18 protein-coding genes are annotated in these 15449 nt (G+C 35.8%); 16 read left to right on the top strand and 2 right to left on the bottom strand.

Annotated features, from left to right (window positions below):
* Positions 1-73: 73 nt before the first annotated feature.
* Entirely contained in the window at positions 74-2167 is a 2094-nt protein-coding gene (recQ, locus tag OOZ15_RS09035) for a DNA helicase RecQ (protein WP_265955991.1), read from the bottom strand.
* A 115-nt stretch (positions 2168-2282) separates the two neighbouring features.
* Positions 2283-2654 (bottom strand): hypothetical protein, encoded by a 372-nt coding sequence (locus tag OOZ15_RS09030; RefSeq protein WP_265956193.1) that lies wholly within the window; start codon positions 2652-2654, stop codon positions 2283-2285.
* Between the two features lie 849 nt (positions 2655-3503).
* On the opposite strand from OOZ15_RS09030, the gene OOZ15_RS09025 reads away from it, so the two are divergent.
* The 16 genes from OOZ15_RS09025 (at position 3504) to OOZ15_RS08950 (ending at position 15445) form a co-directional block, all read left to right on the top strand.
* Positions 3504-3728, top strand: a complete 225-nt coding sequence (locus tag OOZ15_RS09025) for a hypothetical protein (protein ID WP_265955988.1) — start codon at positions 3504-3506, stop codon at positions 3726-3728.
* 314 nt (positions 3729-4042) lie between these two features.
* A complete protein-coding gene (locus OOZ15_RS09020) occupies positions 4043-4987 on the top strand; it encodes a serine hydrolase domain-containing protein (protein WP_265955986.1) in 945 nt (314 codons plus the stop codon).
* Positions 4968-5252, top strand: coding sequence for a hypothetical protein (locus OOZ15_RS09015; RefSeq protein WP_265955984.1), 285 nt, complete (start codon positions 4968-4970; stop codon positions 5250-5252). The genes OOZ15_RS09020 and OOZ15_RS09015 overlap by 20 nt, the downstream gene beginning before the upstream one ends.
* Before the next feature lie 165 nt (positions 5253-5417).
* The gene (locus tag OOZ15_RS09010) at positions 5418-6230 is read left to right on the top strand and encodes a CPBP family intramembrane glutamic endopeptidase (RefSeq protein WP_265955982.1); all 813 of its coding nucleotides are present in this window, start codon (positions 5418-5420) and stop codon (positions 6228-6230) included.
* A 200-nt stretch (positions 6231-6430) separates the two neighbouring features.
* Entirely contained in the window at positions 6431-8182 is a 1752-nt protein-coding gene (locus OOZ15_RS09005) for a CocE/NonD family hydrolase (protein WP_265955980.1), read from the top strand.
* A 188-nt stretch (positions 8183-8370) separates the two neighbouring features.
* Complete coding sequence (locus OOZ15_RS09000; RefSeq protein WP_265955978.1) at positions 8371-8790, top strand: YybH family protein; 420 nt, start codon at positions 8371-8373, stop codon at positions 8788-8790.
* 207 nt (positions 8791-8997) lie between these two features.
* The gene (locus OOZ15_RS08995) at positions 8998-9510 is read left to right on the top strand and encodes an RDD family protein (RefSeq protein ID WP_265955977.1); all 513 of its coding nucleotides are present in this window, start codon (positions 8998-9000) and stop codon (positions 9508-9510) included.
* A gap of 420 nt (positions 9511-9930) precedes the next feature.
* Positions 9931-10338: a MoaF-related domain-containing protein gene (locus OOZ15_RS08990; RefSeq protein WP_265955975.1), complete on the top strand. Its 408-nt coding sequence runs from the start codon at positions 9931-9933 to the stop codon at positions 10336-10338.
* Between the two features lie 245 nt (positions 10339-10583).
* A complete protein-coding gene (locus OOZ15_RS08985) occupies positions 10584-11177 on the top strand; it encodes a hypothetical protein (protein ID WP_265955974.1) in 594 nt (197 codons plus the stop codon).
* A gap of 252 nt (positions 11178-11429) precedes the next feature.
* On the top strand, positions 11430-12008 hold the full coding sequence (locus OOZ15_RS08980) for a DUF998 domain-containing protein (protein WP_265955973.1): 579 nt from the start codon (positions 11430-11432) through the stop codon (positions 12006-12008).
* Positions 12009-12230: 222 nt separating this feature from the next.
* Positions 12231-13283 (top strand): alpha/beta hydrolase, encoded by a 1053-nt coding sequence (locus OOZ15_RS08975; RefSeq protein ID WP_265955971.1) that lies wholly within the window; start codon positions 12231-12233, stop codon positions 13281-13283.
* Between the two features lie 287 nt (positions 13284-13570).
* On the top strand, positions 13571-14107 hold the full coding sequence (locus tag OOZ15_RS08970) for a RidA family protein (protein ID WP_265955969.1): 537 nt from the start codon (positions 13571-13573) through the stop codon (positions 14105-14107).
* A gap of 100 nt (positions 14108-14207) precedes the next feature.
* On the top strand, positions 14208-14336 hold the full coding sequence (locus OOZ15_RS08965) for a hypothetical protein (protein WP_265955967.1): 129 nt from the start codon (positions 14208-14210) through the stop codon (positions 14334-14336).
* 29 nt (positions 14337-14365) lie between these two features.
* On the top strand, positions 14366-14755 hold the full coding sequence (locus OOZ15_RS08960; RefSeq protein ID WP_265955966.1) for a VOC family protein: 390 nt from the start codon (positions 14366-14368) through the stop codon (positions 14753-14755).
* Positions 14745-14951 (top strand): hypothetical protein, encoded by a 207-nt coding sequence (locus OOZ15_RS08955; RefSeq protein ID WP_265955964.1) that lies wholly within the window; start codon positions 14745-14747, stop codon positions 14949-14951. Before OOZ15_RS08960 ends, OOZ15_RS08955 begins: the two co-directional genes overlap by 11 nt.
* A gap of 47 nt (positions 14952-14998) precedes the next feature.
* Positions 14999-15445: a WapI family immunity protein gene (locus OOZ15_RS08950; RefSeq protein WP_265955962.1), complete on the top strand. Its 447-nt coding sequence runs from the start codon at positions 14999-15001 to the stop codon at positions 15443-15445.
* Positions 15446-15449: the final 4 nt, after the last annotated feature.

Raw genomic sequence — 15449 nt, 5'->3', positions numbered from 1 at the left:
CAAAACCTTGAAGGGCTCACTCAATTCAATGCCCGCGCGCCACCTGGCCCATTCGCTAAATTAGTCCACCGGACTAATTCTTAACGCTCTGTCCTCCTAAAAGATACAACCCCATTCTGATTTTCCAGTAGGGCATTTGTTCATCAAAATACTGGAAATAGGGTTTTAGGCCTTCAGCTTCATCGCCTAATTCGATTTTTGCCTTTTTAACTTTTGAAATTTCTTCTTCGGAAATAAATTGATGTAAGTCAACAGACTCCCCCTCTTGATGCATTTTTTGAAAATGTCCGTAGATGGTGTCCTTTTTCAGTCCGCGTTGTTCTGCAATTTCCGGGACTGTCAGTCCTTTTTCAAAAAGAGAAAACGAGAGTTCGTGTGTACTTTGTTTGGAGGCTACCCAAGCATTTATCACTTTTAGAAAGCGTGTAGCATACTTATCTTTTTTGGCTTCCCCTACTCCGCTTACTTCCATAAATTCAGCTTCAGTTTCGGGGAGTTTGGCTTCCATATCGCGCAGCGCGGCATCACTGAACACAATATAAGCAGGCACCTTTTCTTCCACAGCAATTTCTGTGCGAAGTGTTTTGAGCTTATCAAACAAACCTGCTTTAGTTTGTTCCGTTCGTTTGGTTTTTTTAGCTAATTTTTCTGCTTTTTGAAGGGTGGCAAGCTGCACTTTCCTGTCTTCAAACAAGATTTGCTTGGCCAAAGGAGTGAGCAATAAACGTCCGTTTTCATGAAAACGTATTTCCAGAATCCCTTGGTTGACCATCTGAATGATGTACTGCTGCATGTCCTGCCAAGACACATCTTTGACAGCACCGTAGGTTTTTATATGCTGATAGTCTTTATCAAAAACATTGGCATTCTGTGCACCGCGAAGTACATCGACCAACATAGTCAAAGCTTCCTGTTCTTTTAAACGATAAACCGCCGAGCAGACTTTCTGCGCCAAAATAGTACCGTCGAAAAATTGAGGAGGTGTTTTGCAGTTATCACAATTGCCACAACTTTCAGAAACGTGTTCGCCAAAATAGTTAAGCAAGGCAATCCGGCGACAGCTCAGGGCTTCAGCAAACTGTTGCATACGTTCCAGCTTTGCTAACTGCACTTCTTTTGTTTGTGATTCATCTATGAACTTGCGCAAAGTTATCACATCAGCAAAACTGTAAAACAACAAGGTATGTGCCGGTAATCTATCACGTCCGCTACGGCCTATTTCCTGATAATAACTCTCAATATTTTTGGGCATGTTGTAATGAATCACCCAACGAACATTACTCTTATCGATCCCCATTCCAAAGGCAATGGTCGCCACAATTATCGGGGTGCGATCATTAACGAAGTCCTCCTGTACCCGATTACGGGTTTCGGTATCTATTCCGGCATGATAGGCCTGTGCTGTGAATCCATTACTGTTTAATTTTTCAGCGAGTTTTTCAGTTCCTTTTCGGCTTAGGCAATAGATAATTCCGCTTTGATCGGTACGGGATTCCAAAAATTGAACGATTTGTGGAAAACGCTTGGTCCCAGGGCGTACTTCAAGAAATAGGTTCTTCCTGTCAAAGGAAGCAATATGTCTTTCAGCATCCTCAATATGCAATTGCTTTAGGATATCATCTTGTGTAGCGCTGTCGGCTGTTGCAGTAAAAGCCGCTATGGGAATGTTCGGAAACAAATCCTTTAACTGCCCCAACTGGGTGTATGCCGGACGGAAATCGTGTCCCCAAGCCGATATACAATGCGCCTCGTCCACTGCAAACAAGCTGACATTTTCTTCATTTAAAAAAGGCATTAAAAACGACAAGCTTTCAGGAGCCACATATAAAAGTTTCAGCTCTTGTGCTTGCAATTTTTTAAGGGTTTCGTTTTGTGTTTCCGTTGCTTGGCTACTGTTATAAAACGCTGCCGGAATTCCGTTGGCACTCAAGGCATCCACTTGATCTTTCATCAAGGCAATAAGTGGGGAAATTACAATGGCCGTACCGGAAAGCTGTAAGGCTGGTAACTGAAAACAGACCGATTTTCCGCCTCCGGTAGGCATAATCCCCAAAAGGTCCTTTCTGTCTAGAATACTGTTGATAATGGCTTCCTGATTAGGCAAAAAAGCATCGAAACCAAAATATTTTTTTAGGAGTATCAGGCTTTGTTCTTGGGATGAGATCATTAGTTGTTGGTTGTTCGTTGTTGGTTGATTGAGTTAATAGTCATTCAAAGTTCAAGGTTTAAGGTTTCGATCCCGATAGCTATCGGGATTGGAATTTGAGATTTGGGTTAATCACTTAATTCGGCAATGCCGCCCCAACAGGAATATCACAACGATGTCCGGGCTGACCGTGAGCCGGATTTAAAGTAGCATTTGCCTCCAACGGGGTATTATTGGTCGATGAACCCAAAGGAGCACCCACTGCTATATCACATCGGTGTCCCGGTTGCCCATGTGGTGGATTGACTCCTGCTTGTGCTTTTTGTTTGGGCACATCGGCATCTTTAAACGATTCTACCGGGGTTTCCTTGGCGGCAGCTTCGCTGTCATAACCATCAAGCACTTCTGTAGTAGCCCACTTCCCTCTTTGGGTAACGGTGATGGCCGTTATGATTCCTATGGCGATAACGATAATGACGCCGAAGGTAAGTTTTTTTGTTTTCTTCATTTTTACATCATGTTTAGTTTATAAAAATAAGAAAATCCGTGTTGCTTGCCATAATTCTTTTTAGAGGTATTTTTTTATATGCTCAATATTTTTTTAATCATGCACTTTTGTCTGTTTTATCAAATCCCTTCTAAATAAATTTTTATTTGTTCTTTTTTATTCACTACTTTTTTATTGTTTTTAATAGGTGTTCATGATGTGCTTCGCAATTGCATCGCCCAAAAGAGAATCAAAAAAGTCTAGGCGGACGATAAAAACATAAGAAAATTCAGTAATAATCAAAAATTGACCTAAAGCACTCCCCTTTTTGGGAATTTCTTTAACAGTTCATGGACTATCCGTGGCTTATCCTAGGCTTACCCCAGAAGTATCTATGGGGGTGTTTGCCTTTTGACCCGTCCTTGAAAAAGGCCATTTACTGCTTATTTATACCAAAACTATTGTTTTATGGACAAAACAGGTCTTTTTGTAGCTTGACGGACAGCTGACTTTTGTATATGGAAAAAATATTGGAAGTTTGTATTGGGCTAGTTGTTCATTGATACTTGTTCGTGGTGGTGTTAAGGGTAAAAACGGGGTCTGGAAAGGGAGGATCATTTTAGGTATTCGATACACATGTTAGCGAAAACAGGCTTCAAAACATAAAAAATCCGTTTGACAGTTTATGAGTTTTTGACTATGTTTACATAACCTATGTTTCTTTACTTCTGAAAAATCAATTGTAATGTGCAATATAAAAACAACAAAACCTGTGCATAGCCAACCAAATTTTCGGGATAAGCAGTAAAAATATGGGGATATAAACAAGTTGGCAAAAATTAAAAGTCATAAACAATAAAAATTCTTAAAATGGAAAAAATTTGGGTACTTCTAATAGCGATAGCAACATTTTTAATAATCAATCTGATTTACTATAAAAGTATGAGGGGTTATGTGGGAAACGCATTTGGTAAAAAGTGGTTAAAGATTTGGGGAAACAAAGTTTATTTCTGGCAAAGTTCAATATTTGTTAGCACAGGAGGTGCATTTTTAATAATGTATATTCTAAAATGGTCTGACGTTTTGAACTTTTAGAATAACCCAAATTCGCGACTGATTTTACGACCGCCAGGGAAAAGATATCGGACTGATAGAATTTCGGGTTCCGACTTCCGAGATTTATCCTTTTGATTTTTAAAGAACTTGAATAAATTTGATTCTGACGAGAGCGCCTTGATGTAAAGAAAGAACTTTTGCCAACAGCGTATAAAAACAATGCTAAAACCTGTCTCTTATCGAAACTCTGTGCTCGCTTGCTTAGCGGATTGTCCGGCGGACAATCAAGCTCACCGGCTCGCACTGTTTTTATATGGGACGTTACCCACAAGCTAGACAAAAAACTGAACTTAATGACAAAACCAACTATTTACATTTTACTATTAATTTTAATTGCTGCGTGCGGACAAAAAAAGGAGCAAAAAAATAATGTAAGAGACAATTTAGCAACAACAGATTCTTTAACTGCGCAAATCGAAGAAATTAACGACCAAGAAAAAATTGTAGGATTTTCGGTCGTGATGGTCGATACAACGAGAACCTTGTACAACAAAGGTTTTGGATTTTCAGACAAGGCATCGAAAAAAGAATACTCCAAAAATACAATTCAATATGTTGCTTCAATTTCAAAAACTTTGATTGGTATTTCACTTTTCAAAGCACAAGAACTTGGTAAATTAAATCTTGACGAACCGATAAACAAGTATCTGCCTTTTGAGGTGGTAAATCCAAACTTCCCTGAATCGCAGATTTCAATTAGGCAGCTAGCAATCCATACTTCTTCCATAATAGATTCTGACAAATTTTGGGAAAACGATTATCTACTCCTTAATAAAGACCATACGAAGGGTGCTGCCATCCCAAAGTATTTTAACGAGTCTATGGATAAAATACCCATTTCCGAGTTTATGGAAAAACTACTTTCCAAAGATGGCAAATTGAACAATGGTGAGAGTTATTCCACAAATGAGCCGAACCAAAAATTCGACTATTCAAATATTGGTTCAACCCTTTGTGCTTTAATAATTGAAAATGCTATGGGAATACCATATCAAATATTTACAAAAAAATATATTCTAGAACCCCTAAAAATGGATTCGTCTGGTTGGACAATAGAAGATGTGAATTCACAAAATCGTTCGACTTTATATGCAACAAATGAACTAGTAATGGCAGATTACACAACAGTTGATTTTCCTTCGAGCGGACTGATAACATCAAGTACCGACTTGGGCAAGTTCTTGACAGAGATTATCAAGGGCTATTCGGGTAAAGGATTTGACCAAAGCAAGCTATAAAGAACTGTTTAAGAAACAATTAAACAAAGCTCAACTTCCAGAAGGTGTGGATGCGAACGTTGGAATTTTTATGGACTACTCAAAAAGAGGAATCGGTTACAATGGCTATGATGCGGGACTTATGGCTTATATGTATTTCAACCCCAAAAACTTAATAGGCAAAGTAATCATCATAAATACCGACACGGATTTTGACAAAGAAGTACGACCGACCCTTGACAAAATTTGGGAGGTTTTAGGAGAATACGAGACAAAGTTAAACTAATGAGAAAAGCCTGTGGGCAACAATGTATAACCGCAATTACGGCGGATTCGACTACGTCCGAATCCACTCGGAATTGCTAACGTCCGTGCCAAACCGAAAATTAACGCATACTAGACCGTAACTGACGGTTATACTACCGTTAGCCTTTATTAGAAAACTCAATAAATGATTAGATACTTACCAAAACCAATAGTACGCAACCAGGAAGAACAAGTCAAATTTCGTTGGAAAACCTTTTGGTGGTTATTAATAATGTTTGTTTCCGCAGCTGTAGCTAATATTCCACATGCAAGGGCTGTTAAAGAATTGACTTCCAAAGCTCGTGATTTTGAACATCAATCCATTCTCCAATCTATTATTGGTAATGCCGGTGCCGCATTGATTTTAGGTTTTGTATTTATTTGGATTGGGTTATGGGTATCTGCCAGAGCAAATTTAGGTGCACCACTTATAGTGAAAAAACTTACAGGTAAAACATTTTCAAACACCTTCGACAGAAAGACAATTCTTACAACTGTCTTAATTGGTTCTTTTGTAGGGTTTTTATTGCTACTCCTCCTAAAGGTTCAAGAATATATTCTCCCCATGGAAACAGCTAACTTTCGCCACCCTTCAGCAATACCGAACCTTTTTGCTTCATTTTCCGCTGGAATTACTGAAGAAATAATATTTCGTTTAGGTATTATGTCGTTGATTATAACTGCAATCCTGTATTTGACTAAGGCAAAAATACCCTCCAATAAAACCACATGGATTGGGATTTTATTAACGGCATTGATTTTTGGACTAATCCACATTCCAATGTCGGGAAAGTATTATGAACTTACACCAATCGTAATCGGAACCACTGTATTGGGAAATGTAATAACAGGAACAACCTTTGGTTGGATATTTTGGAGATATGGTCTGATAATGGCTATGCTGGCACATTTTATTTTTGATGTTGTTTTTCACGTTATAGGTACACCTTTTGGTTGAAAAACAACAAAGGCTAACAAAAAATATAGTGCATTTGGCAGATAGTGCTAATAATGAAGATGAAAGTAATAAATAAGTATTATGATAAACTGAACAATTTGAGCGTTGAAATGCCAAACGCACCATATTTAAACCGTTATGTGCAAGCAGAAAAAATGTCACATTGCAATTAAACAATTGTCCTTAACAAAAACAACCGAATGAAATTAATACTGAATTTATTTATACTCCTTCTAATTGGATTTAATTCATCAAGTCAAAACAAGGAAACAGGTCACTTAACAGACTTAAATAGAGATTACAATATTCAAGATGTTCTAATCGAAACAAGAGATGGAGCGAAAATTTCCGCAATCATAGTGCGGAAAAAAGAAACCATTGAACCAAAAGCTGCAATATTACAAAGTACTATCTATGTAAGAGATAAAGGCCGTGACCTGGATGCATTAAAAGAATCTGCTGACAAAGGTTATATAGGTGTAATTGCTTATACAAGAGGAAAACGTTTTAGTCCAAACGAGATATGGCCATACGAAAATGATGCCAATGACCTTTTCGATATAATTGATTGGATAAGTAAACAAAAATGGTGCGATGGGCGTGTAGGAATGTTTGGAGGTAGTTACAACGGTTTTACACAATGGGCGGCTGCCAAAAAACTACACCCTGCACTTAAAACTATTGCTCCTTATGTTGCCAATAGACCCGGAATGGGCTTGCCAATGGAAAACAACATCTTCATTAATCCAAACTATGAGTGGGCGTTTTATGTAGGCAACAACAAATATTTAGATACGATCGCAGGAAATGACAGACAGCGATTTAGAAATATGATGTTCAAGTGGTGGGAAACTGGTGTAGCTTATAACAAAATGGACAGTATTGACGGTACGGCAAATAAGTGGTTTCAACGATGGCTAAGCCATCCTTCATTTGATGACTATTGGCAGAAAATGGCACCTTATAAAAAGGACTTTTCACAAATTGATATTCCAGTGCTTTCTATCGATGGTTATTATAATGACTCACAAAATTCAGGTTTGTATTACTTGAGGGAACATTATAAATACAATCCAAATGCAAAGCATTATTTAATTATTGGACCTTATAGTCATTTCGGAGCGCAACGCAATGGTTCAGAAGAAATCAACGGTTACAAAGTTGATGCTGATGCCTTAATAAATACAAACGAAATAACCTATAAGTGGTTTGATTTCATATTCAACAATGCTGAAAAACCAAAAATACTAAAAGACAAAATTAATTATCAAGTAATGGGCGCAAATGAATGGAGAGGCGCTCCATCCATTGAGGCGATGAGTAATGACCACTTAAAATTGTATTTTACAACCGAAAAATTTGAGGGCATTTATTCCTTAAAAGGAGAAAAACCTGTAAAAAATGATTTTCTAACCCAAAAAGTGGATTTTGCAGATAGGGAAATCAGCAACAACGATTATTATCCAGACCCAATAATCCGTGAGGAATTGGATATGAGTAACGGCTATAATTTTATCAGCGAACCTTTAAAAGAAGACATTTTGGTAAACGGCTCTTTCATTGGAGAACTAAAGGTAAGCATCAATAAAAAGGATTTTGACTATGGTGTTACACTTTACGAAGTAATGCCTAATGGAAAATATTTCCATTTGTCATACATTATCGGTCGAGCAAGTTATGCAAAAGACATAACGAAAAGAAAATTACTCAATCCAAATGAAATAGAAACAATTCCTTTTTCAAATACACATTTGGTAAGCAAGAAATTAAGTAAAGGCAGTCGTTTACTTGTGTACATTAATATCAACAAAAACCCATTTTCTGAAATAAATTATGGAACTGGAAAAGAAGTGAGCAAAGAAACAATTAATGATGCGAACGAACCATTGGAAGTGAAGTGGTATAATGATAGTTTTGTGGAAATTCCAATTTGGATAGATAAAAATAAGTAATGTCAGCACATAACAATGTATATAAAAAATAGGCGAAATAGCAGTAAACTCAAGAGTTTTGGCTCGTATCATACTTGTGCTTACCCGAAAGTTTGGTGCTTCGAAATCGCCTACTTTTCATATACTAACCGTTGGCAACAAGCTAAAAAATTATTTGAACATTTAGATGTATATATTTATAGACAAACATGATGAAGGAAATTGAGGACTTTTTTATTGCGTATAAAAATGCAGTCTGGCAAAAAAATGCAGCCGCTTTACTGAAGCTTTACGATATTGAGGTTGTTCAATTTGATATGTGGGACAAGGGTTACTATACAACCCTACAGGAATGGACACCTGAAATTGAAAACTGGTTAGACTCTTTGGGGGAGGAAAAAGTGAAAGTTGACTTTGAAATGATAAAAATCCTTAAGTCAGATACAATTGGATTTGCAAGTGGATTGATAAAATTTCAAGCTATTTCCTCTCAAGGAACAGTACTAAGGAGTATGAAAAATAGAATTACAATCGGATTCTCAAGATTTAAAGATGGGTGGAAAGTGGTTCATCAACATATATCGGCTCCCGTGACTTCTGAGAACCTTACTGCTGTTCTGGATTTATAAGAAAGTGTTGAAAAAGAAGTGCAAAATTGATATTTTAAGATAATGTGAAGAGAAAACAAAAAGCCGGTTGCCAACATTGTATAAGCGTAGTACGGGCTAAAGTGTAAAATTTAAACGAATTTAATATTAATAAACATAAGGTAAAACCGAAAGTGAAGTGTTTCTAATCCCGCACTAAGCTTATACTTGGCCGTTACCAGCAAGTAAATGACTAGACAACTCATAAATAGAATTTTAGCCTGGACAATAGACTTTGGCATTATTGTTTTGTATGCCGTCTTACTTTTCACGTTGACAAGTTTGTTCTTTGAGTTTAAACAAGCAAGCTTAAACCCATACTTTGGACAACTAATCGGTTTTTTGACATTGACATTGCCAGTAATAGCATATTCGTATTTGACAGAGAAAAGCAAATGGAAAGCAACCATTGGAAAAAGAATATTAAATTTAATGGTTTTGAATCGTGAAAATAAGACGTTTAAAAGCGTTTTGCTAAGAAATTTGTTGAAATATTTACCTTGGGAACTTGCTCATACAGGAGTTCATTGGATGATTTATTTCGAATCAGTTGGAAGAGAAACACCAATATGGACTTGGGTTATTCTAATTGTACCACAAATTATGGTGTTTATATACTTTGTTAGCATAGTTATTAGTAAGGGTCAAGGTGGTATTTATGACAGAATTTCAGGAACAAGACTGCAACTAAAAACTACATAAATAAAACAAAAACCTGCTGGTAACAATGGTAACCGTTGCACAAGCCACTAGTTTTTAAAAGTAAAGCCACTTACAAAAAAATAAAAACACTAATTGATTGAAAATAAATATTTTAGATTTTATAACATGATTGCTTTTTACTATAAATAACCGATTTTTTGGTTGTGCAACAGGCACATTGTATAAGCGTAATGCCTGCCTTTGTCGGCAGACAGGCGGGTCAGACGACTCTGACGAGTGTCAGACTCCGTCAGAGCTGAACGGCTAAAATTGAGTATTTTGGCATCTAATAAAGTTTAGCGCAAACGGGCAGTGAATCGCTCAGAATCCCGCACTACGCTTATACTTGACCGCCGTTGCAAGCTGAAAAACAACAATGAATAACTAACATTTAAAACTTACAGAACATTAAATATGAATATGAAAAACGCAATCTTCGCAATTATGATTTTAACTACAATCATATCTTGTAAAAATGAAACCAGAAAAGTAGAAGTAACTCAAGAGGAAAAAAGTATACCTAAAAAAATTGTCTCTTTATCAGGAAAAATACTTGAATACAATTATGGTGATTATGTTTATAAAGTAAATTTCAAATCAGAAAATAAACTGCATTGGAAATGTATAAAAGGAGATGAAAAAGGAAAAGAAGCTGACGAAACCTATTCCACACAGCGACTGAATAATTATACCTTTTTTATTTCGTGGGTTGAACAAGATGGATTGGGTGTAAGTGAAGTTATTAACTTAAAAGATAATACTGTGAATTGCTTTTTGAAAATCGACAAAGAAATAATACCTCTGATAGGTAAAATTCGTGAATTATAGAAATTGATTGAATAAAAGCCAGCAGGTAACATGTATAAAACATAGTTGATAAGTGATAAAAACAAAATATAAAAAATTCGGCTCTGTGTTAATCCAAATAATCAGTGTCTTTTAAACACACTACATTTCATATACAAACTGTTGTGTGACATTTAAGGAGACGGTGACATGATGAAAGTAGTTTGATAATATTGGTGATTCTTTGTTTGACAGGCTACCTAAATAACGATAAGAAGAGTAAAGCTATGACTGAAAATAAATTCTTTGACAAAAAACTGATTGTTCCTAAAGGGGGACAAATAGGTGCCATGGTTTTTGAAAATCCACATGTAAACATCCCAAGAACAATTTTATATAATATGGAGATTGAATTGGAAGACTTCGTGATTGAAGAAGGTATAGTGCAGACAATGATTGTCTTAGATTATATTAAGCTTCAAATAAAAAGTATTCGGGAACTACAAAATAAAACTTATGACTTTCCTGTAAATTCCACTGATGGATATATTGATGGCTCAATTTATTTGTTTCATGTATATAATCCCTTGGATGTTACAAGGATTGAATTTGGAGAAATCTCAAATAACCAAATACAAGCAACTATTCATTATTCAATAGATTTTGAGTTTGAAGGCACTAAGTATGCAAAAACTGACAACAGACAATTAAGTACAAAACTCCGTTTTAATGAATTATTCATTTTCCCTGATATTTTAAAAGCAGATACGGAGAATATTGAAAAATCAAAAAAACTGATTTCTAAATACTACAATGTTGAAGACTTAAGCGAACCAGCGATTAATGGAGACAAGATTGTATTTGACATGAAAATAGAATAAACACAATGGTCAAGAAAATGCGTATTCGAACAGTTTTAGCCCGCTTAAAAATTGTAACGATTTGAATCAACACTGTATGCAATTTACCACATCGCTGCAAACAGAAATTACTTCTGTCGCTAACGTAAAATTTGAAGCTTTTTTTCAAGTTTTTGAGCAGATTGATAGTTTTGAGAGTATTATGAATAAAGAGATACAGAATATAGTTGTTTAAATTTACCGTTAGTCGGAATTGAAAACTGAATAACCAAAATGAGAATTAAAGAAAAAACAGTTGGGATTTTTGGACTTTTATCTGTCTTGATTTTGGTTATTGCCTTATTGATTTTTGGCTATTTGAACAGCGAATTTAGTTTTCTTAATGATTTTATAAGTAAACTTGGAGCGAGTGGAGAGCCGAACGCTTTGTTGTTCAACTTAATTGGATTTATAACTGTGGGATTATTATTATTTATATTTGGTCTGACTTATGGAAAATTACAGAATGATAAATTATTGTCAATTCTGTTATCTCTATTCGGATTAGGATTTGCTTTCACTGCAATACCAATAGATATGCAAATATCAAACACACCCGTTTCAAAAGCCCATATTGTGTCAATTTGTCTTGGATTAGCATTTTGGTTCTTCGGACTTTCAAGACTTGGTTATAATCGACATTTAAAAAAGAAAATTAGAAACCGAGCAAATTTCACTGCTGTGATTCTCGTACTATCAATAATTGGATTTGTAATCGGACTGTGGTCTATGCCAATAACTCATCGACTAATATTTGGAATTGTTTTTGGATGGACAACCCTGACTTCGATTGAATTGATCTTAAAAAAATAGAAACTAATAATAAAACTGCATACAACATGCGATCATAAAAACATTTGGGGTGAAGTGGTTATTTGAGCATTCTGCCATGCATCAACTTTTTGCAACGGTGGGATACGAATATAACCCGCTCTCCCAAAGATTTCATACCTCAAAACCGTTGTATGTAATCAATCTCTCTAGATTGTAACCTCAAGGTGAATTTTTGCGTCATAGTTAATATAAATTTTACAAATGAAGCGAATAAAGAAAATATTTAAGTGGACAGGAATATTACTAGGGGCAGTTTTGTTGATTTTCTCCATTTTGGTGATCATACCTGAAAGTGAAACTATCCCACCGATTGAGCCAAGAGAAAATACAAAGTATTGGGAAATGAGTGAAGGTTTCAACATCGCCTACACCCATTTAAATGGAATAGATAGCCTGAATAAAGCTCCGGTAATATTCTTACATGGTGGACCTGGTGGTTATGTACATTCAAGCATTATTGAAACATTGGGAAGCTTAACTGAAACAGGACACGATGTTTACCTCTATGACCAGAGAGGCTCAGGATTATCTGATAGGCTTGACAAGTATTCCGATGTAAGCTTTAAGAAGCATTTACATGACCTACATGAAATAATAACCCAAAAAATTGGAGCTTCGAAAGTAATTTTGATTGGTCAATCCTTTGGGAGTGTTATAATAGCGCATTATTCTGCCCAACACAATGATAGAATAAAAAAAATCATTTTTAGTTCCCCAGGCACATTCAGACCTTATAGGAAAATAGCAGGAAGTTATGCTGATATAGACTCAATTTACTCAACTCCTGACTCCCTGAATTTTATAGAGCCGTATAACTTCATTAAAGATGTAGACAACATGGCAATGAAACCAAAAGCTATGGTGGCTTCGACTGGAGCCCTATTATTTGATAAAAAACTTATTTCTGATAAACAAATGGATAGGATGTTAAATACTTTGGCATCACAGTTCACTAAAGGTATGGTCTGTGACCCCGAAAATGTACTTCCAGAAGAAGGTGGCGGTGGGCTGTATGCCTATATCGCCACAAATAGTGATGACTATCCTGAAATTAGAGATAAGGTTCAAAAGGTAGAAGTACCCGTATTGGTTATGCAAGGACAATGCGAATATCATTCTTTTGCGTCAGCTTACGAGTATGTTGACTTATACCCGAACAGTCAATATGAATTCATAGAAAATGCTGGTCATGAAATTTGGTGGGAGAATGAAGTAGAGTACATCAAAACAATAACTGAATTTATAGAAAAGTGAAGATTACACACAACATCGGACCCTATAACAAATTCGGAGTAAAGTGGCAATATAAAAGTAATTACATTAAATAAACTAATCGCTAATCGGAAAATCAAAGCAGCCTATTTCTTTATCCAAGAGCCAGGAAAAAATTTGGAAGATGATGGCAAAATCATTGCAGCTGGAACAGCTTTTTTACAAACCAACGCTCCCCTAATCTGAAAAATTTGTACATTGAAACCTGCAACGAGACCATAAATAAAATCGTTAGGGGCAATTTAAGACAACATCAAATTTAGAGTAAAATGAAAAACTCAAAAAGAAAAAATATTGACTTCAACAATTTTCACTCGAATAAGATTGTAGCACTCTTTTGCTTTTTTGTAATTCTATTTATCAACAATGGTTGCAAAACCGATACCGACTTAAAAAACCAAGAAGTAAAAACCGAATATAATAAAACATCAATAGTAAAGGAAAAATGGCATTGGGGTAATGAAAAAAAACAAAATGAAAATGCAGGTTATGCACAAGTCGTAAAAGTTGGAAGTACAATCTATATATCGGGTGTTCCTACAAACGACTTAAGTCCAAATGGTATAGCGGAAGTATACAAAGCATTAGAGGAATGTTTAAATGCCTTTGGAGCATCTTCGGAAAATGTGGTGAAAGAAACACTTTATACTACTGACATAGAAACAATGAAAAAACACAATGATGTGAGAAAAGAATTTTATCAAGGCGACTTTCCAGCAGCTAGTTGGGTGCAAGTAAGTAGATTGTATGAATCCAATGCCAAGTTAGAAGTAGATTTAATTGCACAAATTACAAATGGTGATTAATAAATCATTATACCTGTTTAGAACATTTAATTATTATGAGCTTTGAAAAAATTGCCAACAAAATCATAGACTTAAAAAAAAGAAGATATAAAACTTAGAAATGAACTCATTAGGAAAGGGACGCTTTCTAATGCTTACAATAAAGAAAATGGAAGCATCACAACACAACTACCAGACCAGCGACTTCAGTGGTAGTGTCTATTTTAGAGCTTTTTACTATCTTCGGTGATCCGGATGTTTTACCGCAACAAACTTTCAATGACAAAAATTGACCCGATAATAGCTGTAAAAGATGTTGAAGTCAGTTCTAAATGGTACCAACAAGTTTTTGGGTTCAGAAGAACTCATGGTGGAAAGGAATTTGCTGTTTTAGTTTCGGAAAATGATGAAATTTCACTCTGCCTTCACCAATGGGGAGAACACGAACATCCTACAATGAAAAATCCAAACATTACACCCGGAAACGGGCTCATCCTTTATTTCAGAACTGAAAACATGGAGAAAATACGGGAAAATGCAGGAAAACTGAGTTGCGCTATTGAGGAAGATATTCACTTAAATCCAAATTCAACAAAAAAGGAATTTTCACTTAGGGATCCGGATGGTTATTATTTAACCATCACTGAATTTCACAAGTATGAGGGGTAAAAAAACAGCCCATAACATCAGCATGGAAAACATTAGCACACCTGAGAGGAAAATTACTATTGGCGCTACTATACTCAATTGTGGAAGCGACACACTTTATGGCGGGGAAGCCAACCTTAAAGAGAATCAGAAGTTGAGGGAATTTCTCGCAAAACATTGGAACACCAACAAATGTGAAGAAGGAAAATATTATTAATCCGCGCCCTTTTGATTTATTCAAGGTCTACAAACTGAGAAAACAAAATGATATTCAACGAAATTAACGATCAAAGTGTGGAACTGAGGATAACCAATTATGAGTTTCCTGAAATAACTGATTGTAAATATGACGCCAATTGGCTACTCATCCAATTAAAGATTAAAAGCAATTGTGGGAACTGGGAAACGACCGACCCTTCGCTATTCACTTGGGAGGTAGAAAGGATAATCGATTGGTTCAATGACCTTTATGCCGACCAAACAACAGAAACAAACCTCTCTTTTCTCGAGCCAAATATTGCGTTTCAATTAATTAAAAATCAAGGCAACCTTAAGACCATCCGGTTAAAATTTGATCTGGAATTACAACAAAAGGATGTGGAGAACGAAAAAGAATGTTTTGTAGATTGTGAAATGAACAATGCAGAATTGAAAAGAGCTGCAAACGGACTAAAAAAAGAATTGGAAGCCTACCCCCAACGTACCGTTTGATGAA

Origin of the sequence: Galbibacter kalidii (assembly GCF_026241135.1) — a bacterium.
In the GTDB taxonomy this organism is placed as follows: domain Bacteria; phylum Bacteroidota; class Bacteroidia; order Flavobacteriales; family Flavobacteriaceae; genus Galbibacter.
The sequence above is the reverse complement of the archived record's forward strand: the minus strand, read 5'-3'. Positions and strand labels throughout refer to the sequence as shown.